Genomic DNA, 26,168 nt, shown 5'->3' with positions numbered 1-26,168 from the left:
CCAGTTGTATTGCCTGTCCTAGAACGCGGACGTGTCGAGTTCGCAACGATGATCGACCGAGTGCTGCCTGACGGACACCCGCTGCGTGTACAACGCCCGTCGGTCTCACATTCGAGACCGAGCCAAAGCGTGACACCCGGGACATGAGCTCGCGACACTAACGCTCCAGGTCTACTCCGCCCGCAGTCAGTCGAGCTACGTGGCAGCATCGACTCGGAGGTTTGCGGCATGGTGGGGGAGTGGCCGCCCCCTGCGTGCGGCCAATCGTCCGGAGAGCCCGCGCTACAACTACCTGCTCGCCGTGCGACAACTCGTCCGTTGCCTGGCCGACGAGCGCTCGGTCCGTCGGACCTCGAGGATGCCGGCACCACCCGGATCTTCGGAGCAACGGCGCGGTGTCAGCTCAAGTGCGTCGTCGTGATCTGCTCGGCCACTGTGTCGGCGACATCGAGCCGTGCCGGGTCGATCGGATCGTCCCTTGTGGAGCCGATCTTCGCCGACGCGTATGCCGTCACCGACAGTGTGCCGCCGTAGGTCAGAACCACATCGAGCCGGCGCACGTGCCACGGCGACTCCACCCACTCGACGATCTGGACGGGTAGACCGGCCATGCTCGTCCACGTCGCGTTCTGTTCGGCCCGTACGCGCCCCGGGGCGAGCCGCACCGCGACACGAGCCGTACGGGTGGGCTCGACGAACACGCAGCCGACCGTGTCGTCGACCACGGGACGGAGCGTGGCGCCGACGCGCTCGCGGACAGCATCAAGAGCGATCGCGCAATTGACGTAGATGTCGGTAGTCGCCGCACGGACCAGTTCGGCCTTCCGGCCGGGCACCGCGACCGCGGCATAAGGCTGGCAACGCGCGGGGTCAGTCGCGTAGTAGCCGCAGGCGCCGGCGACCGGGAGGTCCGGCTCGTCCGGACGGTAGAGCAGCCCATGCCGCGGAACCACCCGCGATCCTGTCGTCGGTGCCCTCAGCACGGCCGCCACGAGTTGCTCGGCGCGCGGACAGTCCGGCGCGGACAGCTCCATCAGCTGCTCGGTCTCGGTACCGGCTGGGCCGTTGCTCCACTGGACCGTGCACGCGCGGGGCGCGTCGCTGACAACGGTTCGCCGGCCCGCGATCCGCTTCGGAACTCCGCCGGTGTGCGCACGGCCGTAACCGAGCGTGAGTCGGATCGCCGCACCGACCGGCGGCCGCATCGGGTCGGCGACACAACCGTCGATCCCGTAGTCCCCCACGCTCTCGTGGCTGAGGTGATAGCCGTACGGGTCATCGAGCGCCGTACCCAGCACCGCGCAGGGATCCCAGCTCGCCATCGGCCGGTCCGCGCCCGGCCGTAGGGTTTCCGGTCGGGCAAGCCGACGCGCCGCCACGCTCCCGAACGCCGCGGCGACGGCGCATAGGTCACCCGCCGTCGATGCCGTACCCGCGAACACGGCGAACCGTACCGACAACGAGCGGCCCACCGGCAGATGCAGGAAACACATCGACCGCGGCTCGTTGCCCCAGCGCTCCACATAGGCCTTGGCTCCGCCAAGAGCTCGCGGGTAGAAGTCACCGAGCCGATCCCGGGCGGTGAACGACATGCCAAGCCGGACAGACACCCTGGCACCGTCGTTCGCCCGCAGGTCGCACCGGTGCGGACCCAACGCCACCGGCCGCGAGCCAGTCGGGAACCCCGACAACCGCGCGGCGCGGGCGTCGAGCAGCGCACACGCGTCGACCTGCCGAAGCGCGGCCAGCACGGCCCGCTCGTCCCCCCTCGACGGCACCACCGCACGCGGGTGCTCGACCAACGGAAGGCGTGAGGCTTCCCCGGGTTGTTCGACCGTACACGCGGCCAGCGCCAGCACACCGGCGACGACGCAGACACCCCGCCGCAAAATCCGCTGGCCGACGCTCCAGATGATGACCTCACAAGGACGTCCCCACTCTCCCCGCAGTCTATCCGCGGGGGTAGTGCGAGGACACCGTGCTGCTGAGCGGGTGGCCGCGGTGGCTCATCGTCGCGGGGTGTGTGGCGGTGGGGTCAGGAGGCAGGTCAGCATCGGGGTGCAGTCGCCGGCTGTGGGGAGATCGGTGACGAGCCGCGCGATCATGGTTGCCCGTTCGTCGCCGAGCACCGGTGTGCTGTAGCCGACGAACTTGTGGTGCAGCTCGGAATCGCTCAGTGGGCGGTCGGGGCCACCACGCGCGGTGGTCAGCGGCGAGGTGAGGACGTGGCCATCGGTCAGGGTGAGCCGGACGGTCGCCTGCCGGTTCGCGGGGAAGCCGCGGGTGAGTTCGGGGTCTTCGCGCAGCACGACGCCGGCGGCCAGTCGCCGGGTCTCTGGGTTGGTGAGGGCGGCCCCGGCGAGGTGTTCCGGGCGTACGTCACGGTACGTGAGGGCGAGCGCCAGCGCGAAGGGCAGGCTGTATTGCGCCTGTTCGGTGTTGGTGGGGGCCGCGGTCGCCAGCCGGGTGGCCTCGTGAAAGGTGCGGACCTCGACGGTGCGGACGTCCTCGGCGTGCACGTGGTGGTCCTCGGCGAGGGTGATCGCGGCCTGGATGGCCGGGTGCGCCCAGCGACACACCGGATACGGCTTGACGTACTGCTCGGTGATGCGCCAGCGCACCCCGAGATCACTCCACACCGAGCGGGTGGCGTACGCGGTCAGCGGGCCGGCCGGGGCGCCGGTGAAGCCGCGCGCGGCAAGCAGGGCGGCCTCCACGCCCGCCCCGGCACCCCACCCGGAGCCGTCCTTGACCATGGTGGGGTTGTCGATACAGCGCAACATCGGGCTGCGCGGCGCGTGATACTCGGCGATGCCCAGCGCTTCCAGAGTTCGGTCGGGATCCAGGCGCAGGGCACGGGCCCCGATCGCGGCGCAGCCGAGCGCGTTCCAAGCCCCGGAGGTGTGGTAGTCGGCGGCGGTGGCGTGCAACGCGATCCCGGCCCGCAGCCCGATCTCGTACCCCAGCACGAGCCGGGTCAGTAGCTCCGCGCCACTGGCGTCGTCGGCCTCGAACTCGGTGAAGGCCAACGCGGCCGGCAGCACCGCGGCACCGGCGTGGCCCTTGGTCAGGTCGTGCCCGTCGTGACCGTCCAGGCTGTCGATCGTCGCCGCACCGGCGATCGCCGCGCCCACCGGGCTGGCGCTGCGCCCGTCGAGGAGAATACGCACCCCCCGGCCGGTGGTGGCGTAGTACTCGACGGCGTGCTCACGCGCCAGACGCGACATCGGGGTGGTCGAGCCCGCCGCCGCGACCCCGGCCGTGTCCAGCAGGCACCGTTGGGCCTGGCGCACCACCGGGCCCGGAAGATCATCGAACCGCAGATCCCGCACCCAGTCGGCAACTCTGGCCTCGTCGTCGCCAGTGCTCACGTCGAGCGTCACCTCCGTACCGACCGCGCCCCGTCAGACATATATCACGTTGAGCAGTTGGGTTTTCTTGTGGCGGTCACTGAACGAGCGACCCGTGACTGGCGGTATTGACGTCCTGTCCCAGTTGAATCCTGCCGGCTCGCTGAATCGTGTCCCCTGATTTCACGCAACCAGGGCAGCCCTGGTTCTTCGCCTGTACATCACCAAATAACCGCGCTAGCGTCGAAGACAGTTGCCCCGCGGCGTCGCTGATTTGCCATTCTCGACGCCGTTCAATTCAGTTCACGGAATCCTCTGTCCGACACAAGAATGGTAGGTGTGCGCTGTGACTCTGACTGAGCCCGTGGAGTCGGATTTCAACACGAACGGCGACCAGGCCGGCACGAGTCTGGCGACCGCGGCCGCGCGCAACTTGGCCACGACGACCAAGTCCGTGCCGCAGATGCAGGCGATCTCGTCGCGGTGGCTGCTGCGCATCCTGCCGTGGGTCGAGACCAAAGGTGGTGTGTTCCGGGTCAACCGGAGGCTCAACTACGAGGTGGGCGACGGGCGGGTGACGTTCGTCAACACCGGATCCGTGATCCGGGTCGTCCCTCCCGAACTGTGCGAGCTGCCGCTGTTTCGCGGATTCGACGACCAAGAGGTCCTCCGCGCCCTGGCTGACCGGTTCGAGCAGCGGGAGTACGAACCGGGCGACGTCGTCGTCGAGTTCGGCCATGTCTCGGACCAGGCGGTCCTGGTCGCGCACGGCAAGTTGAACAAGACCGGCACCGGTGAGTTCGGCGATCAGACGGTGCTCGGTGTGCTGGCCGACGGCGATCACTTCGGTGACGAGACGCTCGCGGACCCAAGCAGCATCTGGGAGTTCACCGTCAAGGCGGCGACGAAGTGCTCGGTGATGGTGTTGCCGCAGCAGGCGTTCGACGACGTGCTCGCCCAGTCCGAGGCGCTGCGCGCGCAGCTCGAGCGCTTCCAGGCAGGTCTGATGTCGGCGCGCAACGAGCACGGCGAGGCCACCATCGACGTCGCCTCGGGACACGATGGCGAGCCCGCGTTGCCGGGCACGTTCGTCGACTACGAGCTCTCGCCCCGCGAGTACGAGCTCAGCGTGGCGCAGACCGTGCTGCGTGTCCACACCAGGGTCGCCGACCTCTACAACGAGCCGATGGACCAGGTCGAGCAGCAGCTGCGGTTGACCATCGAGGCGCTGCGCGAGCGGCAGGAGCACGAGCTCGTGAACAACCGCGAGGTCGGGCTGCTGCACAACGCCGACCTCAAGCAGCGCATCCACACCCGGAACGGTCCGCCGACACCGGACGACCTCGACGAGCTGCTGTCGCTGGTGTGGAAGAAGCCCACGTGCTTCCTGGCCCATCCGCGCACGATCGCCGCCGTCGGACGGGAGTGGAACCGCCGCGGACTCTACCCGGATCCGATCGACATCAACGGGCACAAGGTGCCCGCGTGGCGCGGCGTGCCCATTCTTCCGTGCAACAAGATTCAGGTCGGCGACAAGAACACGAGTTCAATCCTCCTGCTGCGCGCCGGCATGGACGACCAGGGTGTTGTCGGTCTGCATCAGACCGGCCTGCCCGACGAATATCAGCCCGGATTGTCCGTGCGGTTCATGGGTATCAACGAAAGGGCCGTCATTTCCTATCTCGTCAGCGCCTACTATTCAGCCGCCGTCCTTACTCCCGACGCCCTCGCGATGCTCGAGAACGTCGAAATCGGACGGGAAGACTGACCGGAATGACGGCCGCCACCGAGTCGCGCCTGAGCCTCGGCACGAGCGCCGCCCGCGCGCTGGCGACGACGACCAAGTCCGAGCCGCAGATGCGGGCGGTCTCGCCGCGGTGGCTGCTGCGCGCGTTGCCGTGGGTCGAGACGACGGGCGGTGTCTACCGGGTCAACCGCAGGCGGGTCCGCGTCGCCGGTGGCGGGCAGGTTGGCTTCACCGCCATCGGCACGCGGTACCGGGCAGTGCCTTCGATGCTGACCGGGCTGCCGCCGCTGTCCGGGCTCGCCGACGAGGACGTGCTGAGCACGCTGGCGGACCGGTTCGAACAGCGGGAGTACGCGCAGGGTGACGTGCTGGTGGGGGCCGGCCAGCCCGCCGACCGCGTGTTCCTCCTGGCTCACGGCAAGGTGAACCGGCTGCGCACCGCGGCTTACGGGGATCCGGCCGTGGTCGACGTGCTGTCCGACGGCGACTTCTTCGACCAGCAGGTGCTCACCGGCGAGCACCGCACGGCGGAGTACACCGTCAGGGCGCTCACCCCCGTCACGGTGCTGACGCTGTCGCGGCCGGCGGCCGAGGAACTGCTGGCGTCGTCGGAGACGCTGCGCGCACACCTCGAGCGAAACCAGAGCCGGGCGAGGACGCCGCGGAACAAGAAGGGAGAGGCGGACATCGCCGTGGCGTCGGGCCACGCCGGTGAGCCCGAGCTGTCGGGCACGTTCGCGGACTACGAGCTGTCCCCGCGCGAGTACGAGCTGAGCGTGGCCCAGGCCGTGCTGCGCGTCCACACCAGGGTCGCCGACCTCTACAACGAGCCGATGAACCAGGTCGAGCAGCAGCTCCGGCTGACCGTCGAGGCGTTGCGGGAACGCCAGGAGCACGAACTCGTCAACAACCCGGAGTTCGGGCTGCTGCACAACGTCGACCGGTCCCAGCGCATCCACACCCGCTCCGGGCCGCCCACCCCCGACGACCTCGACAACCTGCTCAGCCGCCGCCGCAAGACGCGGTTCTTCCTCGCCCATCCCCGCGCGATCGCGGCGTTCGGCCGGGAGTGCAGCCGCAGGGGAGTGGATCCGGGCAGTGTCTCGGGCGGTGTCGCCGGCGACGACAGTGAGCTGGGGTCGTGGCGCGGGGTACCGCTGCTGCCCTGCGACAAGGTGCCGATCACCACCGGCACCACGTCGATCCTCGCGCTGCGGGTCGGCGCGGAGAACAGCGGTGTCGTCGGCCTGCGTCCTGGCCGGTTGCCCGACGAGCACGAGCCCGGCCTGAACGTGCGTTTCATGTCAGTCGACGAAAAGGGTGTCGTGTCCTATTTGGTCAGTGCCTACCACTCGGTGGCGGTGTTGGTGCCCGACGCGCTCGGCGTGCTCGGCCACGTCGAGATCGATCGTTGAAACTCCGGGGAGAACAACGTGTCCGTACTGTCACGCGTGTTGGCGCCTGCGGCGACACACGACCTGGCGGGAGCCGCCACCGCCCTGCTGTCCGACATGGACGGAGCGCCGGCGGCATCCCTGCCGGACGTCGCCCGTCGAGCACGCCAGCCCGTCCTGGGCGGTCCGACCGGTCTCGGCACCTCCCACCTGCGACTGCTCCGCGCGGAGCCGGTGGAGGACGCACCGGAGCACGGCCTGTTCTGCCCCGGTGCGCTGCGCGACGACCGGGTGCTCGGCGAACAGGTCAACGGCGACCTGATCGAGTGGGCCGAGGAGGTGGGCATCTACCGCGGCCAGGTCGACCGGCTGCGTGAGGCCGACTTCGGGCGCCTGATGATGCTCACGCATCCCGGCACCGACGACCCGGACCGGTTGTTGGCGGCGGCGAAGTGCGTCCTGGCGGAGTGGGCCACCGACGACCACTTCGTCGACGAGGAGTCGATGGGGGCCGATCCCGAACAGCTGGGCTTCCGGCTCGGGCTCACCCACGCGGCGATGGACCCGGCCGACCTCCCGGTCGACTACGGGCCCGCGCTCGACAAGGCGATCGACGACGAGCCCGTCGCGGTCGCGTACCGCTCGGCGTTCGGGCACCTGGCCCGCTACGCCACGCCGACGCAGCTCTTCCGGCAACGCGACCAGCTGACGATCATGTTCATGGCCTACAACCACGAGGCGAACTGGCGTGTGACCAAACGTGTTCCGCCGGTGTGGGAGTACCTGACCCACCGGCACCAGAACAGCTTCCTGCCGCCCATGGCGATCGTCGACGTGGTCCCGGGTTACGAGTTGCCCGCGGCGGAGTTCGCCGACTCGCGGGTTCGCCGGGTCTTCTCGCTGGCGGGCAGCGCGAGCGTGATCCTCAACGACGTCTACTCGAACTCCAAGGAGTCCGACGACGACTTCGACCTGCCCAAGGTCATCGCCACCGAGGAGCAGTGCTCACCGCGCGAAGCACTCGACCGCACGGTGGAGATCCACAACGAGCTCATGCACACGTTCGTCGCGGAGGCCGCCGCGCTTAGCCAGGTGGGGTCGCCGGAACTGCGGCGATTCCTCGTCGACCTGTGGGCGTGGCTGGGCGGCAACCGCGAATGGCACAGCACCACCGGCCGCTACCACGAGAAGGAGACCGCACGATGACGACTGCCGCACCCCGTGTCCTGCGCACCGCCTACCAGGAATCCATTGCCGCGTACTGGAACAACGAGCAGGACCCGGTCAACATCCGGCTCGGCGAGGTCGACGGTCTCTACCACCACCACTACGGAATCGGTGAGTACGACGAGTCCGTGCTGGCCGGCCCCGAGGAGCGGGTCATCGCCGAGCTGCACCGGTTGGAGACCGCGCAGGCGGACATCCTCCTCGACCACCTGCGGCCTGTCGCGCCGGAGGACCGCCTGCTGGACGGCGGCTCCGGTAGGGGAGGCACCAGCATCATGGCGAACCGGCGGTTCGGTTGCCGGGTGGACGGTGTGACGATCTCGGAGAAGCAGGTGGCGTTCGCCAACGAGCAGGCCGCACGGCGAGGAGTGTCCGACCGGGTGCGGTTCCACTTCCGCAACATGCTCGACACCGGGTTCGACACGGAGTCCATCCGCGGCATCTGGACCAACGAGACGACCATGTACGTGGACCTGTTCGAGCTCTTCCGTGAGTTCTCGCGACTCCTCGAGCGCGGCGGCCGGTATGTGTGCGTCACCGGTTGCTACAACGACGTGACGGGCGGCCGGTCCAAGGCGGTGAGCCAGATCGACGAGCGCTACACCTGCAGCGTCCACGCCCGCAGTGAGTATTTCAGGGCGCTCGCGGCCAACGACTTCGTGCCGATCAACGTGGTCGACCTGACCGCGCAGACCATCCCGTACTGGGAGCTGCGCGAGAAGTCCTCGGTGGCGACCGGCATCGAGAAGTCGTTCCTCACCGCCTACCGCGAGGGCAGCTTCCACTACCTGCTCATCGCCGCCGACCGGATCTGACGTCATGACACCCCTTGTGTCAACCTCAAGATCGAATCAGGTCGAGGTCTTCGCAACCGCACCTCAGGGGACCTTGACGCAAGCCAGCCACAAGTACGTGACCGGGCAGAACTTTCCGTCCTTCAACGGGACCAGCACATTGAATTCCGGGGAGGCGGCCCAGTCATGACCGAGGTGATCACGGCTCCTCGGACGGCGCGGGAAGTGCTGGCGTGGAGCCGGGAGGCGATCGATCCCGCGTTGCGCGCGGCCGTCGACACCCTCCCGGCAGCCTCGCGGCACATCGCCGGCTACCACTTCGGCTGGTGGGACGAAGAAGGACGGACGGCGCGCGGCAACGGGGGCAAGGCCATCCGGCCCGCCCTCACCCTCCTGGCGGCCGAGGCCGTCGGTGGCGGTGTGGCGGATGCGCTGCCCGCCGCCACGGCGATCGAGCTGGTGCACAACCACTCGCTGGTGCACGACGACGTGATGGACCGCGACCCGACCCGGCGGCACCGGCCGACCGCGTGGCACGTCTTCGGGGTCAACCCCGCGATCCAGGCCGGGGATGCCCTGGTCGCGCTGGCGTTCGGCGTGCTCGCCGACGCCGGGCGCCCGGCGGCCGTGCGCGGGGTGCGAATGGTCAACGCCGCGACACAGGCCATTGTGGACGGCCAACTGGCCGACCTCGAGTTCGAGGGCCGGGGGCACGTCGACGTGTCCGACTGCGTCCGCATGGCCGCGGCGAAGACCGGCGCGCTGATGGCGTGTGCCTGCGCGATCGGCGCCGTGTTCGGGGGCGGCCGCCCGGAACAGGTCGAGCACCTGCGTGCGTTCGGTGGGGACCTCGGCCTCGCGTTCCAGCACGTCGACGATCTGCTCGGCATCTGGGGAGACCCGGCCGTCACCGGCAAGCCGGTCCACGCGGATCTGCGCCGCCGCAAGAAGTCACTGCCGGTGGTGGCCGCGATGACGTCCGACACCACCGCGGGACGTGAGCTGGCCGCGCTCTACCTGGGCGACGAGCCGCTGTCCGACGCGGACGCGCGGCACGCCGCGGACCTGATCGACCACGCGGGCGGGGCCGCGTGGAGCCGGCGCCAGGTCGACCTGCTGCTCGCCAGCGCACTGGACCACCTGCGCGCCGCTCGGCCCCGTTCGAGAGCCGCCGACGAGCTGTTCGCGCTGGCCCGGCTGGCCACACACCGCGATCACTGAGCGATCACCGAGTAGCCGACGGGAGGTGGACATGTTCGCGATGCTGATCGCCCCGATGGACGACCCGTTCCGCGGCGAGTTCAGTGTGCGGCCCGACGTGTTCCGCGCGTGGCAAGCAATCTTCACAAACGGTTGAGGTGCGCAGATGACCACATTCCTCTCGCCGGGTTCGGTGCTCGTGGCCGACCGTCTGCTGCGGCACGGCCAGCCTCCGATCCGGTGTCCCGCGGCGGAGTCCGTTCTCGGTGATCTGCGCCGGCGCGGTGTCACCTCGGTCGGGGGCCCGCTGCGGGTGTTCGACGACCCTGATCATCCGGTGAGCTTCGCCTCCGTGCTTCCCGGCACGGGTGGCCAGGTCGGGCTGGGGTTGTCGGCGCCGGCCGACGACCCGGCCGGTCAGGCGGTCGCCGCCACCACGCTGGCCACGTGGCTGGCCGTCGCCAGGCCGAGGAAGGTACTGCTGGCCTCGCCGCGATCGTTCTGCGCCGGCGTCGAGCGCGCGATCGAGATCGTGCGGCTCCTACTGGACCAGCGGCGTGGTCCGATCTACGTGCGCAAGCAGATCGTGCACAACGCCCACGTGGTCGCCGACCTGGAGGCCGCCGGCGCGGTGTTCGTCGACGAGCTCGACACCGTTCCGGACGGTGCGACGGTGGTGTTCTCGGCCCACGGTGTGTCCCCGGCCGTGCGGGCGGACGCCGAACGCAGGGGCATGCGGGTGGTCGACGCCACGTGTCCGCTGGTCGCCAAGGTGCACGCCGAGGCACGCAGGCACGCCCGCCGGGGTGACACGGTCGTGCTGATCGGGCACGCCGGGCACGAGGAGATCGAGGGCACGCTCGGGGAAGCGCCCGAGCGGACGGTCCTGGTGGAGACGGTCGACGACGTGCACGACCTGGTCGTCGAGGACCCGGCACGGGTGGCCTACCTGACCCAGACCACGCTCGCGATGGACGAGACCACCGAGGTGGTCGAGGCGTTGCGCACCCGCTTCCCCGGACTGCGCGGACCCGCCTCCGACGACATCTGCTACGCCACCACCAACAGGCAGAACGCGCTGAAAGCCATCGCCGATGAGGCGGACCTGGTGCTGGTGGTCGGCTCCGCCAACTCGTCCAACTCGCGGCGGCTGGTCGAACTCGCCCACCGGCGCGGCACCACCGCTGCTCTGATCGACGACGTCGGTGACCTCCGGCCCGAGTGGCTGGTGGACGTGGGCGTGATCGCGCTGACCGCGGGTGCCTCGGCACCGTCGCACCTGGTCGAGGCGGTCATCGCCGCGCTCGGCGGGTTGGGTCCGGTCACCGCCACCGAACACGAGATCGGCCGCGAGACCGTGCACTTCACCTTGCCTACCACCGTGAGGCGATCATGACGACCGCACCGACGACCGCACCGACCACCGCACGGCTGGAGCACGTCCCGGATCCCGCGGCGCTGCGCGCACTTCCCGCTGCCGCACTGCCCGAGCTCGCCGACGAGGTCCGCGGGTTCCTGGTCGACAAGGTCTGCCGCGCCGGCGGACACCTCGGCCCCAACCTCGGCGTGGTGGAGCTGACCATCGCCGCGCACCGGGTCTTCGACTCACCGCGCGACGTGCTGCTGTTCGACACCGGCCACCAGGCCTACGTGCACAAGATCCTCACCGCCCGCGGCGCCGACTTCGACACGCTGCGCCAGGTCGACGGCCTGGCCGGCTACCCGTCGCGCACCGAGTCCGCGCACGACGTCGTCGAGAACTCCCACGCCTCCACCGCGGTGTCCTATGCGGACGGTCTGGCGAAGGCCTTCGCACTGCGCGGCGAGCACGACCGGCGCGTGGTGGCGATTGTCGGGGACGGCGCGCTGACGGGTGGCATGTGCTGGGAGGCGCTCAACAACATCGCCGCGGCCCCGGCACGACCGGTGATCATCGTGCTGAACGACAACGGCCGCTCGTACGCACCCACCACCGGCGGCGTCGCGGCTCATCTCGCCGAACTCCGGCGATCGCGGAACGACCGGTCGCGCGCCGGGTTCGGGCGGAACCTGTTCGCCGATCTCGGCCTGGCCTACCTTGGGCCCGTCGACGGGCACGACATCGCGGAGCTGGAAGTCGCGTTCCGCCGGGCGGCGGCGCTGCACCGGCCGGTCGTGGTGCACATCGTGACGGTCAAGGGCAAGGGATATCAGCCCGCCGAGCAGGACGACGCCGATCGCCTGCACGCGATCGGTGTCGTCGATCCCGCCACCGGACGCCCCGTGTCCGCCGCGACCTCGTCGGCGAGCTGGACGTCCGTGTTCGCCGACGAGATCGCCGTGCTCGGCGCACAGCGCCCGGACGTCGTGTGCCTGACCGCGGCGATGCTGCTCCCGACCGGACTCGGCGAGTTCGCGGCGCGCTTTCCCGACCGGGTGTTCGACGTCGGGATCGCCGAACAGCACGCCGTGACGTCCGCCGCGGGCCTGGCCATGGGAGGGTTGCACCCGGTCGTGGCGATCTACTCCACCTTCCTCTCCCGCGCGTTCGACCAGGTGCTCATGGACGTCGCGCTGCACCGGCTGCCGGTGACGTTCGTGCTGGACCGCGCCGGGATCACCGGCCCGGACGGCCCCAGCCACCACGGCATGTGGGACGCCTCCGTGTTGCCGGTGGTACCGGGGCTGCGGCTGGCGGCGCCACGCGATCCGGCGCGACTGCGGGAACTGCTGCGCGAGGCCGTCGACATCACCGAAGGGCCCTCGGTGCTCCGGTACCCGAAGGCCACCGCGGGACCGGACATCCCCGCGGTGCGCCGGATCGGGCGGTGCGACGTGCTGCGCTCGGCGGCCGGGGCTGACGTCCTGCTCGTCGCGGTCGGTCCGCTGGCCGTCCCGTGCCTGGCGGCGGCGGACGAACTCGCCACCCACGGCGTGGCGGTCACCGTGGCGGACCCGCGCTGGCTCGCGCCGCTGGACCCGGACCTGCTCACGCTGGCCGCGGCGCACCGGCTGGTCCTGGCCGTGGAGGACACCACGACTACGGGCGCTCTCGGTGCGCGGATGGCACAGGCTCTCGCCGCGACCGGTTCGACCACCCGCGTGGCGACCTTCGCCCTGCCCGCCCGGTTCCTGCCGCACGGCTCCCGTGACCAGTTGCTGCGCGCGCACGGTCTCGACGCCACCGGCATCGCCGCCACCGTCCTCAAGCGACTCGAACTGGCGGTGAGGTCGTGACGGCCGTCGATCTCGGCATGCCCACCCAGCCGCTCGCCGCGCGACGCCCAAGTCGTCACCTGATGGTCGGCCAGGTGTCCGTCGGCGGGAACGCGCCGATCTCGGTGCAGTCCATGACCACCACCCCCACCCGTGACATCGACGCCACGCTGCGGCAGATCGCCGAGCTCACCGCGGCCGGCTGCGACCTCGTCCGCGTCGCGGTCCCGTCGCGCGACGACGCCGACGCCCTGCCCGCGATCGCCCGCAAGGCACAGATCCCCGTCATCGCGGACATCCACTTCCAACCCCGGTACGTCTTCGCCGCCATCGACGCCGGGTGCGCCGCGGTCCGGGTCAACCCCGGAAACATCAAGAAGTTCGACGACAAGATCGCCGAGATCGCGCACGCCGCGCACGCGGCGGGCACCCCGATCCGCATCGGCGTCAACGCCGGCTCACTGGACAACCGCCTGCTGGCCAAGTACGGCCACGCCACGCCGGAGGCACTGGTCGAGTCGGCGCTGTGGGAGTGCTCGCTGTTCGAGGAGCACGGATTCCGCGACCTCAAGATCTCCGTCAAGCACCACGACCCGATCGTGACCATCGCCGCCTACCGGCTGCTGGCGCGGCGCTGCGACTACCCGCTGCACCTGGGCGTCACCGAGGCCGGTCCACCGCCCCAGGGCACCGTCAAGTCCGCCGTCGCCTTCGGCGTCCTGCTCAGCGAAGGGATCGGCGACACGATCCGGGTCTCCCTGTCCGCTCCTCCGGTGGAGGAGGCCAAAATAGGCGCGCAGATCCTGGCGTCGCTGGGCCTGCGCCCACGCCAGCTGGAGATCGTCTCCTGCCCCTCCTGCGGCCGCGCGCAGATCGACGTGCACACCCTCGCGAGCAAGGTCGAAGCCGCCTTCGACGGGTTCCCACACCCGTTGCGGGTCGCGGTGATGGGCTGCGTGGTCAACGGTCCCGGCGAAGCCAGGGAAGCCGACCTCGGCGTCTCCTGCGGCAACGGCAAAGGCCAGGTCTTCGTCCGGGGCAAGGTGGTCAGAACCGTCCCCGAACATCAGATCGTCGACGCGCTCGTCGAGGAGGCGATTCACCTCACGACGGAAACGGACGGCGGTTCCGAGCCACCAGACTGACCTACGGGGTGGTGGGTTCTCCGACGCGAAGGGTGTAGAGGTTCCCCGCATAGGTCTGGTGAGCCTTGGCCGGCAGAGCCACCAGCTGTCCCGGCGCCACGCGGCGCGATCGGATCGCGTTCTTCACCACAGAATTAGGCGGCCTGATCTCCTTACGGCACACGGGAGTCTGGTCGAAGCCGGCGCGCTTGGGCCGGCGTATGGTGCGGACGTGTCACCCACCGATGGGAGCGGGCCGGTCCTGCACGCGGCCGTGCGCTCCGACGTGCCGGCGATCGCCGCGCTCATGCGGCGGTCGGTGCTCGAGCTGTTCCCGCTCTTCCACGGCGAACGGGAGACCGCCTCCGCCGCGCGGTACCTCACCGAGCCCGACACGGTGCTGATCGACGACGGCACCTACTTCGTGCACGAGGCGGCCGGGGAGATCGTCGCATGTGGTGGCTGGAGCAAACGGGACAAGCTCTACACGGGCTCGGGCGCCGAGGCTACCGACGACCGCATGCTCGACCCGGCGACCGAGCCCGCGCGCGTGCGGGCGATGTTCGTGCGCGGCGACTGGACCCGCCGCGGCCTGGGCCGCGCGATCCTCGACCGCTGCTCGATGGCGGCACGCGCCGAGGGGTTCCGCTCGCTCGTTCTCATGGCCACGCTGCCGGGCGAGCCGCTCTATCGGTCGTTCGGGTTCCGCGAGGTACGGCGCACCGACGTGTCACTGCCGGACGGCGTCGTGCTCGACGGCGTGGCGATGGAGTACCCGTTGTACTGACCACTCGGGCCGACCTGAAGCGGACATCGCCGTCACGAAGAGCGCGCTGCGCCAGCAGCATCCGTCAGCGGTTGAGGTAGGTCAGTGGCGGCTGGCCCGCCACGGTCCGGAAGCGTTCGGCGAACGAGGTCCGCGACATCGCCGCGGCGCGCGCCAGTTCCGCCAAGCCCCAAGGCTTTCCGGGTTCGGCACGCATGAGGCGCAGCGCCGGACGCAACCGTTCGTCGGTCAGCACCCGTAGCCATCCCGGGGGCGGCTCGGCCCTGGTCGACGTAGACGCGCAGCACCTCGGGCAGCAGGAGCTGGCCGTACTGCCGGATCGCGAACGCCGAGCCCATCCGGTTCCCGGTCACCTCGCCGAACAGCCGGTCGAGACTGGCGCGCAGGTTGGTCGCCGCGGCGGCCGCCGTCCGGACGTGGCCGACCGGCGGAAGCGCCTGCAGGGCCGGGTTGAGGTCGACCGCGATGCCGACGACGACGTCGTCAGCTCGATCTCCCCGGCTACGCCGTCGGTGGTCAGCCGGGCCTGGCCGTTGACCACCGCGAAGAACTTCAGCGGGTCCTCGATGGCGGCGTGTGCCACTCAGGGGCCCGCATCGCCAAGCCGCCCGAACCAGGCCGCGGACCTCGACGAGATCGAACACCTCGGACAGGTGATCACCGAACATGCTCGTACCATCGCGCAACAAATTCGGACCGACCAGTGCATCGACCTGTCCGGCACGAACGTCGTGGTCACCGGCGGCCACGTCGGGCTCGCCCTGGAGACGACCCGTGCGCTCGGTAAGGCAGGCGCGTCGTCACCGTGGGCTCGCGCGACCCGGACCGCGCCGCGGCCGCGGTGGCCGGGATCGAGCGCGTCGAGATCGGGCGGCTGGACCTCATGCGCGCGGAGTCGATCGACGCCTTCGTCACCCAGTACCTCGACTCCGGCCGTCCGGTCCACATCCTGATCAACAACGCCGGGATCATGGCGGCCCCACTGGCTCGAGATGCCCGTCCTGTTCGCCGTCGAGTTGGGCCGAGGAGGGAGTCCGCGGCCACGCCGTGCACCCGGGCGTCGTCGTCAGCACGAACCTGGAAGCTCGGCGCCCGGGGACCAGGTGTGGCCCATGACCCTGGCCATGGGCCTGGTCGACGAGTCCGGCCGGCCGATCATCGACCCCGAGCGTGAGAAAGAAGACACCGCAACAGGGGGCCAGGGCCCGCCACGACATCCTTCCGTCGTCCGACGTCGTGCCACACTCCGTCGACCCGAAGTCGGCGCAGCGACTCTGGGAGCTGAGCGAGCACCTGCTCGAGGCATAGCACGACGCTTGTTGCCGACCTGCGCGGCTCCTACACTCCGGTGGAATGGGGGCCAGCGCGATCGCCGTGGTTGGCAGTGGGGCGCTGGCTCGTTCCGTTTGCTACTCCCTCGCGGTCGGCCGAGTTCCTTCGGCTGTCACGGTTTTCGCCCGTTCGGCAGGGAAAGCGGCCGAGGTCGCCTACGTGGCCGGTACGCGAGCGCGACTTGCCGACACCTCGGTGACGGTCGACGCGCGCCAGATCGAGCTGACCTCCGTCGACGACGTGCGGCGTGGACTCGCCGAGCTCGCACCGGCCGTCGTGCTCAACTGTGTGTCGCACCATTCGCCGTGGGAGCGGCCGTCGGAATGGATGAAACTGGTGCGGCGGGCCGGTTTCGCGATCACGCTGCCGCTCCAGGCGCAGCCCGCGATGACGGTGGCCCGCGCGGCCGCCGAGCTCGATCCGGCACCGCTGGTCGTCAACGCCTGTTTCCCTGACCTGGTCAACCCGCTGCTCGCCGCGCTCGGCCTGCCGGTCCTGTGCGGGGCGGGCAACGTGGCCGTGCTCGCCGCGTCGGTGCGGGCCGCGCTCGACCTGGAGCCGTTGCGAGACTTGCGAATGCTGGCCCACCACGTGCACCTCCATGCGCCCGCCGGGCCGGACGACGAGGCGCGGGTGTGGCTCGACGGGAAAGCCGTCGACGACGTGACCGCGTTGCTGGCGCGGCAGCGTGCCACGCCGAGGTCGGAGCTGAACCACGTCACCGGCTACACGACCGCGCTGCTGGTCCAGCACCTGCTGACCGGCGGCGATCTCCGGGCCAACCTGCCCGGTCCGCTCGGTCTCCCGGGCGGGTACCCGGTCCTGCTACGGGACGGCGCGCTCGAGCTCGACCTTCCGGACGGGCTGGACGAAGGGGCGGCCGTGGCATGGAACCAGCGCGCCGCGCTCGCCGACGGTGGGCGGATCGACGGCGACCGGGTGGAGTTCGCACCGCGCGCGGCGCAGGCTCTCGAACCACATCTTCCCGATCTCGCGGCCGGATTCCCGGTCGCCGAGGTCACGTCGGTGCTCGACCGGATCGTCGAGCTCCGTGATCGGCTGAGGACGTCATGAGCGTCCAACACACCCCGGGAGGATCTCACGATGTCCGACACCCGCAACCTCATCGCCGACTACTACGACCGCCTGCCCGCCGCGATCGCGCGGTGCGTCGGCGATCCCGAGCCGGACTCGACACCCGCAAGGTTCTCGCCGGGGTTCGCCTTACCCGAGCTCGACGACCCCGTCCGCCGCTTCTACGACGTGGCCGACGCGACCTGGCGCGAACTGGGTGAGCACCGAGGGCACCGGCTCAGCATGCTCGACCTCACCGCGAACCCGGCGACCAACACCACCAAGACGATCGCCTCACTGCTGATCGTGGCGAGGGCCGTGGACTACGTTCGCCGAACCGGCGAGCAGCTGCTGATCTTCTCGCCGACGTCGGCGAACAAGGGCGTCGCGCTGCGCGACGCGCTGGCCCGCGCCATCGAGACCGAGCTGGTCACCCCCGACCAGCTCCGCGTCGTGACGCTGGCACCGAGAACAGCGTTGGGGAAGTTCCGCGCCAGCAGGCTCAGCACGGACCCGGACCTGTGCCGCCGCAACCCGGTGCTCACCTACGACGGGCCGCGGGCCGAACACGTCAAGACGCTGGGACGGGCGTTCGTCGATCGCCACGCCGCCAAGCTGGCCGAGGTCGGCACCCGCACCTGGTTCACCCTGGAGCTGCACAACTACCGGTTCGCCGACGCCGCCCGCGCGTTCTTCGAGCACGAGGTCGCGCCCGCGAACACACCCCGCTGGCACGCGCACGCCGTGTCCAGCGCGTTCGGTCTGCTCGGCTACGCCACCGGCCTGGACGTCCTCGGCGACGTGCCCCGCCCGGGCTATCTCCTGGTGCAGCACCTCGGCACCCCCGACATGGTGCTCAGCCTGCGGCACGGCGACTTCGACCGCGCGCGGGTGCCGGCCTACGTGCTCGACCCCGCCACCGGCCTGCACCGGCAGGACCGCGACGCGCACTTCCCGGAGGCCGCCCATGATCCGGCGGAGATCCTCGACCAGACCTTCTACACCCGTGAGCCGGCGACCTCACCGGAGATGAACGGGCTGATCGAGCGGTGCGGCGGCGACGGGATCGTGGTGTCCCTGCACGAGTGCCTGACCCGGTACGCGAGGCTGCGGGCGTGGCTCGAGCCGGCCGGGGTGCACCTGCCCGCCGACCCGCGCCTGGTGCGGGAGTGGTCGCTCGTCATGGCGCTGACGGGCGTGCTGAACGCGATCGACCGTGGGCTCGTTCCGGCGGACCGCGACGTGGTCGTGCACGGTTCGGGTTTCTACGCGGCCACCGACTACGAGCCGATCGGCGCCGACGCCGTCGTTCCGGTCGCGACCGTGGACGACATCGCCGCCGCGATCGTGGCCGACTGACATGAGCGGCTTGTCCGCGCGGACACTGCGTATCGACGGACCGCTGGACCCGGCGGCCTTCCTCGGCCACCTCGGCGGCAGGGCTCGGCTCTCCCGGTGCGGGCCCGGACGGCACCTGCTGCACGTCGAAGCCGCCGACCACCGGGCGTTCGCGGTGCTGCTGGACGACCTACTCGCCCAGTTCCGTGGCACGGAGCCGAATCCCGCGCCGACCGACGCCGTCCCGGGTTCGGCCGAGGACGCCTGGGCCTACTGGCGGGAACGGCTCGCGGGACCGCTCGGCGTGCTCGAGCTGGCTTCCGGTCCGCGCGACGCCGCGGCCGCCGGACCGGCCGTCGCCGTACCGCTCGCCGACACCCCGGACACCGTCACGCTGCTCGCCGCGATCGAGGTGCTGCTGCGCCGGTACTGGGGCGTGACCGACGTCCTGTTGGGACTGCCGGTCGCCCCCGCGAACACGGTGGTGCTGCGGGAAGACCTGGGTGGCGACCTGTCGGTGGCGGAGCTGATGGCGCGGACCGCGCGGTCGCTCCGTGCGGCGCTGGAACACCGGGCATTGCCGCTCGACGAGCTGATGCGCAGGTCGGGTGCGACCACGCCGCCGTTCCAGGTCGCGGTCACGATCGACACGCTGCTCCTGCCCGGGTTCGGCGAGGCGGCGGTCGACTTCGCGCTGGGGCAGACCGGTCCCGTCGTCACCGCCGGCGACGTCCGGGTCCAGCCCGTCGCCAACGTCGAGCGAGCGCTGCCGGCGCCGTTGACGATCGTCGCCGCCCTCGACCGCGAACGGCCCAGCGTCTCGATCGTGGCCGACCCCGCCCTGTTCCCGGGCGAGTTCCAGGCCGGGCTGGCGGATGACCTCGCCACGGTGATCGGCGGAATGGCAACCGCCGGCCCGGTCTCCCGGCTGCTGCCGCGGCCGGCGCCAGAGACGTGCGGTATGCCCGATCCCGCCCAGGCGCACGCGACGGACCCCGACTTCACCCCGTTCGAGCTCGCCGACCTGGACGGCTCGATCATCGACCGGTTCCTCCGCCAGGCCGACCGGCACGGCGACCGGCCGGCGGTGCTGTCCGCGGGCGGGAGCGTGACGTACCGCGAGCTCGCGACGCGGGCCGGCGCGATCGCGGCGGCGCTGCACGAAGCCGGCGCCAGGCAAGGGGCTCGTGTCGCACTCCTGCTCGACCACGGTGTCGAGACGATCGCGGCGATCTTCGGGGTGCTGTGGACCGGCGCGGCCTACGTGCCGCTAGACCCGTCCTACCCGGTCGAGCGCCTCGGCTACATGCTCGGTCACGCCGAGGCGTGCGCCGCCGTCACCACCGGCGCCCACCGCGCCCTGCTCGACGACCTGTCCGCCGCCGGTCCGGCACCACACGTGGTGGATCTCGGCGACCTGCGGCCCGGGGCCCCGCCGGCGAACGCGGCGACGGCGGACGGCCCGGCGTACATCCTCTACACGTCCGGCTCGACCGGACTGCCCAAGGGCGTCGTCCAGACGCACCGGAACGTGCTGTTCCAGGTCCGCAACCACACGAACAACCTGCGCGTCGCGCCCCGCGACCGGCTGAGCCTGCTGTCGTCGTTCAGCTTCGACATGGCCGTGACGGACCTGTTCTCCGCACTGCTCAACGGCGCCGCGGTGGTCCCGCTCGACCTCCGGGGCGGTGGTCTCACCGGGATGGCCGCGACCCTGAACGCACTGGGCGTCAGCGTCTACCACTCGACCCCCACGGTCTACCGGCATCTGCTCGGTGGCCTCGCGGACGGCGAGACGCTGGGCCGCGTCCGTGCGGTCCTGCTCGGCGGCGAACCCGTGACCTGGGAGGACGTCGAACGTTCCAGGGCACACCTGCCGGCCGGCGCCGTCCTCGTCAACGGCTACGGCACCACCGAGGTCAGCTTCGCCGCGCAGTACCACCTGCCACTCGCCTCCGCGACCTCCGCTACCCCTGTGACCCCTGTGACTTCGACGACCGCGCGGGCGGGCGTGGTCCCGATCGGGCACCCACTGGACGGGATCGAGATCGTCCTGCTCGCGCCGGACGGACGGCCGGCCGCGCTGTACGGGGAGATCGGCATCCGGAGCCGGTACGTCGCGGTGGGGTACTGGCGGGATCCCGACCTGAACGAGCGCAAGTTCCGCGCCGACACTCGCACCGACGGCGCCGCGACGCGCACGTACCTGACCGGTGATCTCGGCCGACGCCTTCCCGACGGAACCCTGGCATACCTCGGCCGGGGCGACCGGCAGATCAAGATCCGCGGGTACCGCGTGGAGCTGGGGGAGATCGAGGCCGTCCTGCACGCCGAGCCGGCCGTCGGCCAAGCGGTTGCCGCAGCGAGGGAAACGGCGAAGGGCACCGAACTCGTCGCCTATGTCGAGAGCGAGGGGGCCGACCCGGCCGCGCTCCGGTCCCGGCTGGCCGAGGCGCTCCCACACTTCATGGTGCCGCGCACGGTCGTCGTCCTGGCGGCGCTACCACTCACCCCGACCGGCAAGGTCGACGTGCGCGCGCTGCCGGCGCCCGGCCCGGTTCGGGTCCGGTCGTCGACGCCGGAGGGGCCGGTCGAGTCGGCCATCGCCGACGTCTGGTGCCAGGTGCTCGGGGTGGCGGCGGTCGGCCGCGAGGACGACTTCTTCGAGATGGGCGGGAGTTCCCTGCAACTCGCGCAGGCGCAGGAGCGCCTGGCCGCGCGGCTCGGCTCCCGCATCCCGCTGACCGCGATGCTCGAGCACCCGACGGTCGCCGCGCTGGCCGGGTTCGCGGACGGCGGTACGAAAGCGGCGGCGCCGCTGGACGCGATGCGCGACCGGGCGGCGCGGCGCAGGAAGGCACGGACCAGGCGAGGTGCCGATGAGTGACACGGGCCATGAAACCGAGGACGGCATAGCGATCGTCGGCTCGGCGTGCCGGGCGCCCGGCGCGAACGACGTCGACGCGTTCTGGCACAACCTGATCGCCGGCGTGGACGCCGTCCGGACCTACACCGGCGCCGAGCTCCGGGCGGCCGGTGTCGACGAGGAGCTGCTGGCCGACCCGCGCTACGTGCGCGCGGCGGGGCACGTGGACGGCATCGACCGCTTCGACGCCGGGTTCTTCGGCTACGACGCGGACGAGGCCGCGCTGATGGACCCGCAGCACCGCCTGTTCCTCGAGCAGGCGTGGACCGCGCTCGAACGCGCCGGACACGCGCCCGGCGGTGACGTCGGCGTGTTCGCCGGCGCCGCGCACAACCGGTACTTCCTGTTCCACCTGCTGAACAATCCCGCCGCGTGGCCCCGGGACGGGAAGCTGGACCCGGAGGCGCGGCTGCTGCCCGGTTTCGCCCCCGACCACCTGCCCGCGCGGGTGTCCCACAAGCTCGGGCTGACCGGCCCGAGCGTGGCCGTGCAGACGACCTGCTCGTCGTCGCTGGTGGCGGTGTGCATGGCCGCGCAGAGCCTGCTCGACTACCGGTGCGACATCGCTCTGGCCGGCGGTGTCGCGGTCGCCTCGCCGACTCCGGCCGGCTATCTGTCCACTGAGGACGGAATGCGCTCGCCGGACGGGCGGTGCCGCGCGTTCGACGTCGCGGCGCGCGGCTCGGCACCGGCGAGCGGCGTTGGCGTCGTCGTGCTGCGCCGGCTGGCCGACGCGCTCGCCGACGGCGACCACGTCGAGGCGGTGATCCGCGGCTGGGCGGTGAACAACGACGGTGGCGCCCGCGCGAGATACGCGGCGCCGGGGCTGGCGGGCCAGACGGCGGTGGTCGCGGAAGCCCTTGCCGTCGCGGAGATCGAGCCCGGCACGATCGGCTACGTCGAGGCGCACGGCAGCGGAACGCCGCTCGGCGACGCGGTCGAGGTCGAGGCGCTCACCCGCGTGCTCGGCGCGGGGCGCGCGGCCGGGTCGTGCCTGCTCGGCTCGGTCAAGACCAGCCTGGGCAACGCCGATGCGGCGGCGGGTGTGCTCGGGCTCCTCAAGGCGGCGGGCGCCGTCCGGACCGGCCGGGTGCCGGCGAGCCTCCATTTCCGCCGACCCAACCCCGAGCTCGACCTGGACGCCGGGCCGTTTCGGGTGAACACCGCGACCGAGGACTGGCCGATCGCCGGTGTGCGGCGCGCGGGGGTCAGCTCGTTCGGTCAGGGCGGCACCAACGCCCACGTGATCGTGGAGCAGCCACCCGCCTCCGGCACGCCGCCCCCGAGCACGGGGCCGGTCGTGCTGCCGCTGAGTGCCGCCACCCCCGACGCGCTGGCCGCGTTGGTCGAGGCGATGCGTGACCACCTGGAGCGCCACCCGGACCTGCGGCTCGCCGACGTCGGCCACACGCTGACCGTCGGCAGGCGGGAGCTCGAGCACCGGACCGCGGTGGTCGCCGACGACGTTCCCGGCGCCGTCGCGGCCCTCGCCGCGTGGTCGCCCGGCTCGCCCTCGCTCGAGTCGCCACGGCCGGCGAGCGGCCGCCGCATTCCCTTGCCCACCTACCCTTTCCAGCGTCGCCGCCACTGGATCGACCCATGAGGTACGTCTCGACGCAAGCCCGGCCGGCGTGTAGACATGGGCGGGCTTGGGCTCGTGATTGGGGGCTGTGATGAACCTGCCCGGGCTGGTGCTCGACCAGGCCGCCCGCACTCCGGACGCGGTCGCGGTACGGCAGTGGGACCGGACGCTGACCTATGCCGAGCTGGCCGGTGGTGCCGCCCGGCTGGCGAACACGTTGCGCGGCAGGGGAGTCGGGCCCGAGTCGACCGTCGGCGTGTGCGTGCGCCGCACTCCCGAGCTCGTGGTCGCGGTGCTCGGCGTCCTGATGTCCGGCGGTGCGTACGTGCCGCTCGATCCCGATGCGCCGGTCCGGCGGCGAGAGGCGGTGCTGCGTGACGCGGGCGCGACGGTGGTCGTGACGGAGGCGATGATCACGACCACCGACCCGGCGGGCGAGGTGCACGCGGGACCCGGGGGGCCCGACGACGCCGCATACGTGATGTACACGTCCGGTTCGACCGGCCGGCCCAAGGGCGTCGTGGTGTCCCACCGCAGCGTCGTCAGCTGGGTCACGGCCTTCGCGGCGGCGACCGGCGCCGACGGCATGGCCGCCGGCTGCCGCTCGTTCGGGTTCGCCGCGCTCGGTTTCGACGCGTCGGTGCTCGACATGTTCGTACCGCTGTCCCTCGGCGGCGAGATCGAGCTGCTGACCGAGGCCGACCGCACCGACCCGGCACGCCTGCAGCGCTTCGTCGAGCGGCACGAGGTCACGTGGGGCTTCGTGACACCCGCGCTGCTGCCCCTGCTCGACCCCGAACGGCTGCCAGCGTGGCGGTGCGTGATCGTCGGGGGCGAGCCGCCATGGCCGGAGCAGGTCGCGCGCTGGACCGGTGGCACGCCCCGGCGCTTCTTCAACGGCTACGGGCCGACCGAGACCACGGTCATCGTGTGCCTGTTCGAGGCGACGGGCCACTGGGACCGCCCACTGCCGCTCGGCCGGCCCATCGCCGGTCACCGGCTGCACGTGGTGGACGCCGATCTCCGCCCGGTCCCCGACGGGGTTCCCGGCGAGCTGCTCATCGGCGGGCCCGGCCTCGCCCGGGGGTACCTCGGCGACCCGGTGCGGACCGCGGACCGGTTCATCCCGGACCCGGTGGGACCGCCCGGTGCTCGGGTCTACCGCACCGGTGACCTGGTCGTGCGGGACCCGGACGGCACGCTCACCTACGTCGGCCGCACCGATCGGCAGGTGAAGCTGCGCGGACAGCGCACCGAACCGGGCGAGGTCGAGACCGTCCTGCTCGCCCATCCCGGCGTACGCCACGCGGTGGTCGACGCGGTGCCCGGTCCGGACGGGCCCGAGCTCGTCGCCTTCGTGGTCGCCGATGGCACCGACGACACGGAGATCCGGGGCTGGTGCGCGCAGCGGCTGCCGTCGTTCATGGTGCCCAGGGTCGTGCGGCTGGCCACCTTTCCGTTGAGCGCCACGGGAAAGGTCGACCTCGCCCGGCTGCGGGAGCTGGCCGCGCCCGCCGAACTCAACGGGCAGGCCACCGACCGGATCACCACGGCGTGGTGCGTCGCGCTCGGCGTGACGACGGCACGACCGGACGACGACTTCTTCGCCTCCGGTGGCCATTCCATCGCCGCGATGCGGCTGGTCGCCGCGCTGCGGGCAGAGCTGGGGCGCGAGGTCACCATCGAGGACGTGTTCGACGGACGTACGCTGCGTCGCGTCGCGGAACGCGCCGCGCTGGCGCCGCGGCTGGAGACCGAGTTGCCCACCGGCAGCACACCGGCCCTGTCCGCGCCGCAGCGCCGATTATGGTTTCTCGACCAGCTCGCGCCGGAGTCCACGGCGTACCACGTCGCACTGTCGGAACGGCTACGCGGGCCGCTCGACGTGCCCGCCCTCCGGTTCGCGCTGACCGCGGTCGCGCGCAGGCACGACGTGCTCCGGTGGCGCATCGTCGAGGCCGACGGGCTGCCCGAGGCGGTCGTCGACCCGCCCGGCGAGGTCCCGCTGCCGGTCACCGACCTCGCCGCGCTGCCGCCGGTCGAGCGCGAAGCGGCCCTGCACGCCGCGCTCGACGCCGAAGCCGCCGCGAAGATCGACCTCGCCCGCGGGCCGTTGTGGCGCGCCAGGCTCATCCGGGTCGGCACCGACGACCACGTCCTGGCGATCACCGTGCACCACATCGTCTTCGACGGCTGGTCCCAGGCCCCCTTCTACACCGACCTCGCCCGCGCCTACGCCGGGCGCGGCGAGCTCACCGCGCTCTCCTCGACGTTCGCCGACTACGTCACCTGGCGGGCGGAGCGCGACCGCGGCCGCGCCGAACAGGACCTGCGCTGGTGGACCCGGCACCTGGAGGACGCGCCGACGGTGCTGGAGCTGCCTCGCGACCGCCCGCGCCCCCGGGTGCAGACCTACACCGGAAGCACCGCACACTCCACTGTGGACAGCGTGGTCACCGGGTCGGTGACCGAGCTGGCCGGCCACCTGGCCACGACGCCGTCGACGGTGCTGCTCGCCGCGTTCGGCGAGCTGTTGCGCAGGCTCACCGGCCGTCGTGATCTCGTGATCGGGACGCCCGCGGCGGACCGGCGCCACCTCGCCTTCCACGACCTGGTCGGCTTCTTCGTCGAGATCGTGCCGCTGCGCCTGCGCCCCGACCCGGACGCCGGCTTCGCCGAGGCGGTGCGTGCGTGCCGGGACGTCGTGCTCGACGCACTGGCTCACCCGGCCACGCCGCTCGAGCGGATCGTCGACACGCTCGCGGCGGAGCGCGACCCGAGCCGTGCCCCGCTCGTCCAGGTTCTGTTCAACGTCTACAACTTCCCCGAGCCGCGGCTGGAGCTGGCCGGGCTGTCGACCGAACCGATCCGGCCCAGGCTGCCCGGCTCGCCGTTCGACCTGACGGTGTACGTGGTGCGCCGGGGCGCCGAGTTCGCGGTGGACGTGCTCTACAACCCGGACCTGTTCGACGCCGCGCGGATCAAGGCGCTGCTCGCCGCCTACGCCGAGCTGATCGCGGAACTGGTCCGCGAGCCCAGCCGCCCGGTGCGGACCGCGCCGATGCGCCGCCTCGCCGACGGCGTCACCGCCACACCGC

17 protein-coding genes and 1 pseudogene are annotated in these 26,168 nt (G+C 71.4%); 15 read left to right on the top strand and 3 right to left on the bottom strand.

Annotation, left to right across the window (positions count from 1 at the left end; all coding sequences use genetic code 11):
• Positions 1-398 precede the first annotated feature (398 nt).
• Positions 399-1,781 (bottom strand): hypothetical protein, encoded by a 1,383-nt coding sequence (locus ACRDTB_RS22800; RefSeq protein WP_431433351.1) that lies wholly within the window; start codon positions 1,779-1,781, stop codon positions 399-401.
• A gap of 225 nt (positions 1,782-2,006) precedes the next feature.
• Positions 2,007-3,371, bottom strand: a complete 1,365-nt coding sequence (locus ACRDTB_RS22795; protein WP_431433349.1) for an MmgE/PrpD family protein — start codon at positions 3,369-3,371, stop codon at positions 2,007-2,009.
• A 325-nt stretch (positions 3,372-3,696) separates the two neighbouring features.
• Here ACRDTB_RS22795 and ACRDTB_RS22790 point away from each other — a divergent pair, with 325 nt between their 5' ends.
• The 9 genes from ACRDTB_RS22790 to ACRDTB_RS22750 all read left to right on the top strand — a co-directional run bounded on the left by ACRDTB_RS22790 (position 3,697) and on the right by ACRDTB_RS22750 (position 14,818).
• Positions 3,697-5,118: a family 2B encapsulin nanocompartment shell protein gene (locus ACRDTB_RS22790; RefSeq protein WP_431433347.1), complete on the top strand. Its 1,422-nt coding sequence runs from the start codon at positions 3,697-3,699 to the stop codon at positions 5,116-5,118.
• A gap of 5 nt (positions 5,119-5,123) precedes the next feature.
• Positions 5,124-6,512 (top strand): family 2B encapsulin nanocompartment shell protein, encoded by a 1,389-nt coding sequence (locus tag ACRDTB_RS22785; protein ID WP_431433345.1) that lies wholly within the window; start codon positions 5,124-5,126, stop codon positions 6,510-6,512.
• Positions 6,513-6,548: 36 nt separating this feature from the next.
• The gene (locus ACRDTB_RS22780) at positions 6,549-7,697 is read left to right on the top strand and encodes a family 2 encapsulin nanocompartment cargo protein terpene cyclase (protein ID WP_431433343.1); all 1,149 of its coding nucleotides are present in this window, start codon (positions 6,549-6,551) and stop codon (positions 7,695-7,697) included.
• Complete coding sequence (locus ACRDTB_RS22775) at positions 7,694-8,533, top strand: geranyl diphosphate 2-C-methyltransferase (RefSeq protein ID WP_431433341.1); 840 nt, start codon at positions 7,694-7,696, stop codon at positions 8,531-8,533. The genes ACRDTB_RS22780 and ACRDTB_RS22775 overlap by 4 nt, the downstream gene beginning before the upstream one ends.
• A 165-nt stretch (positions 8,534-8,698) precedes the next feature.
• Positions 8,699-9,733 carry a family 2 encapsulin nanocompartment cargo protein polyprenyl transferase gene (locus tag ACRDTB_RS22770; RefSeq protein ID WP_431433339.1) on the top strand — a complete coding sequence of 345 codons (1,035 nt, stop codon included), beginning with the start codon at positions 8,699-8,701 and terminating at the stop codon, positions 9,731-9,733.
• Positions 9,734-9,878: 145 nt separating this feature from the next.
• The gene (ispH, locus tag ACRDTB_RS22765) at positions 9,879-11,108 is read left to right on the top strand and encodes a 4-hydroxy-3-methylbut-2-enyl diphosphate reductase (RefSeq protein WP_431433337.1); all 1,230 of its coding nucleotides are present in this window, start codon (positions 9,879-9,881) and stop codon (positions 11,106-11,108) included.
• Positions 11,105-12,928, top strand: a complete 1,824-nt coding sequence (locus ACRDTB_RS22760) for a 1-deoxy-D-xylulose-5-phosphate synthase (RefSeq protein WP_431433335.1) — start codon at positions 11,105-11,107, stop codon at positions 12,926-12,928. Before ispH ends, ACRDTB_RS22760 begins: the two co-directional genes overlap by 4 nt.
• Before the next feature lie 17 nt (positions 12,929-12,945).
• Complete coding sequence (gene ispG, locus ACRDTB_RS22755; RefSeq protein ID WP_431433358.1) at positions 12,946-14,052, top strand: flavodoxin-dependent (E)-4-hydroxy-3-methylbut-2-enyl-diphosphate synthase; 1,107 nt, start codon at positions 12,946-12,948, stop codon at positions 14,050-14,052.
• Between the two features lie 211 nt (positions 14,053-14,263).
• Positions 14,264-14,818 carry a GNAT family N-acetyltransferase gene (locus ACRDTB_RS22750; RefSeq protein WP_431433333.1) on the top strand — a complete coding sequence of 185 codons (555 nt, stop codon included), beginning with the start codon at positions 14,264-14,266 and terminating at the stop codon, positions 14,816-14,818.
• Between the two features lie 326 nt (positions 14,819-15,144).
• Here ACRDTB_RS22750 and ACRDTB_RS22745 read toward each other — a convergent pair.
• Positions 15,145-15,486, bottom strand: a pseudogene (locus tag ACRDTB_RS22745) (hypothetical protein); the annotation flags it as partial.
• Positions 15,487-15,988: 502 nt separating this feature from the next.
• On the opposite strand from ACRDTB_RS22745, the gene ACRDTB_RS22740 reads away from it, so the two are divergent.
• The 6 genes from ACRDTB_RS22740 to ACRDTB_RS22715 all read left to right on the top strand — a co-directional run.
• Positions 15,989-16,126, top strand: a complete 138-nt coding sequence (locus tag ACRDTB_RS22740; protein WP_431433332.1) for a hypothetical protein — start codon at positions 15,989-15,991, stop codon at positions 16,124-16,126.
• A 183-nt stretch (positions 16,127-16,309) separates the two neighbouring features.
• Complete coding sequence (locus ACRDTB_RS22735) at positions 16,310-17,224, top strand: hypothetical protein (protein ID WP_431433331.1); 915 nt, start codon at positions 16,310-16,312, stop codon at positions 17,222-17,224.
• A 30-nt stretch (positions 17,225-17,254) separates the two neighbouring features.
• Positions 17,255-18,583 carry a DUF6002 family protein gene (locus ACRDTB_RS22730; protein ID WP_431433330.1) on the top strand — a complete coding sequence of 443 codons (1,329 nt, stop codon included), beginning with the start codon at positions 17,255-17,257 and terminating at the stop codon, positions 18,581-18,583.
• Position 18,584: 1 nt separating this feature from the next.
• On the top strand, positions 18,585-21,449 hold the full coding sequence (locus tag ACRDTB_RS22725) for an amino acid adenylation domain-containing protein (protein WP_431433328.1): 2,865 nt from the start codon (positions 18,585-18,587) through the stop codon (positions 21,447-21,449).
• On the top strand, positions 21,442-23,091 hold the full coding sequence (locus ACRDTB_RS22720) for a beta-ketoacyl synthase N-terminal-like domain-containing protein (RefSeq protein WP_431433327.1): 1,650 nt from the start codon (positions 21,442-21,444) through the stop codon (positions 23,089-23,091). Before ACRDTB_RS22725 ends, ACRDTB_RS22720 begins: the two co-directional genes overlap by 8 nt.
• A 70-nt stretch (positions 23,092-23,161) precedes the next feature.
• The coding region (locus ACRDTB_RS22715) for an amino acid adenylation domain-containing protein (protein ID WP_431433325.1) at positions 23,162-26,168 on the top strand (3,007 nt) is incomplete at its 3' end.

Origin of the sequence: Actinophytocola sp. (assembly GCF_050699935.1) — a bacterium.
Taxonomy (GTDB): Bacteria; Actinomycetota; Actinomycetes; order Mycobacteriales; family Pseudonocardiaceae; genus Actinophytocola.
This window is presented reverse-complemented; position numbering and strand designations above follow the sequence as displayed.

Excerpts from the sequence above, each read along its gene's own strand:
- ACRDTB_RS22785 (WP_431433345.1), top strand. The coding sequence starts at position 5,124 with ATGACGGCCGCCACCGAGTCGCGCCTGAGCCTCGGCACGAGCGCCGCC.
- ACRDTB_RS22775 (WP_431433341.1), top strand. The coding sequence starts at position 7,694 with ATGACGACTGCCGCACCCCGTGTCCTGCGCACCGCCTACCAGGAATCC.
- ACRDTB_RS22770 (WP_431433339.1), top strand. The coding sequence starts at position 8,699 with ATGACCGAGGTGATCACGGCTCCTCGGACGGCGCGGGAAGTGCTGGCG.
- ispH (WP_431433337.1), top strand. The coding sequence starts at position 9,879 with ATGACCACATTCCTCTCGCCGGGTTCGGTGCTCGTGGCCGACCGTCTG.
- ACRDTB_RS22760 (WP_431433335.1), top strand. The coding sequence starts at position 11,105 with ATGACGACCGCACCGACGACCGCACCGACCACCGCACGGCTGGAGCAC.
- ispG (WP_431433358.1), top strand. The coding sequence starts at position 12,946 with ATGCCCACCCAGCCGCTCGCCGCGCGACGCCCAAGTCGTCACCTGATG.
- ACRDTB_RS22730 (WP_431433330.1), top strand. The coding sequence starts at position 17,255 with ATGTCCGACACCCGCAACCTCATCGCCGACTACTACGACCGCCTGCCC.
- ACRDTB_RS22725 (WP_431433328.1), top strand. The coding sequence starts at position 18,585 with ATGAGCGGCTTGTCCGCGCGGACACTGCGTATCGACGGACCGCTGGAC.
- ACRDTB_RS22720 (WP_431433327.1), top strand. The coding sequence starts at position 21,442 with ATGAGTGACACGGGCCATGAAACCGAGGACGGCATAGCGATCGTCGGC.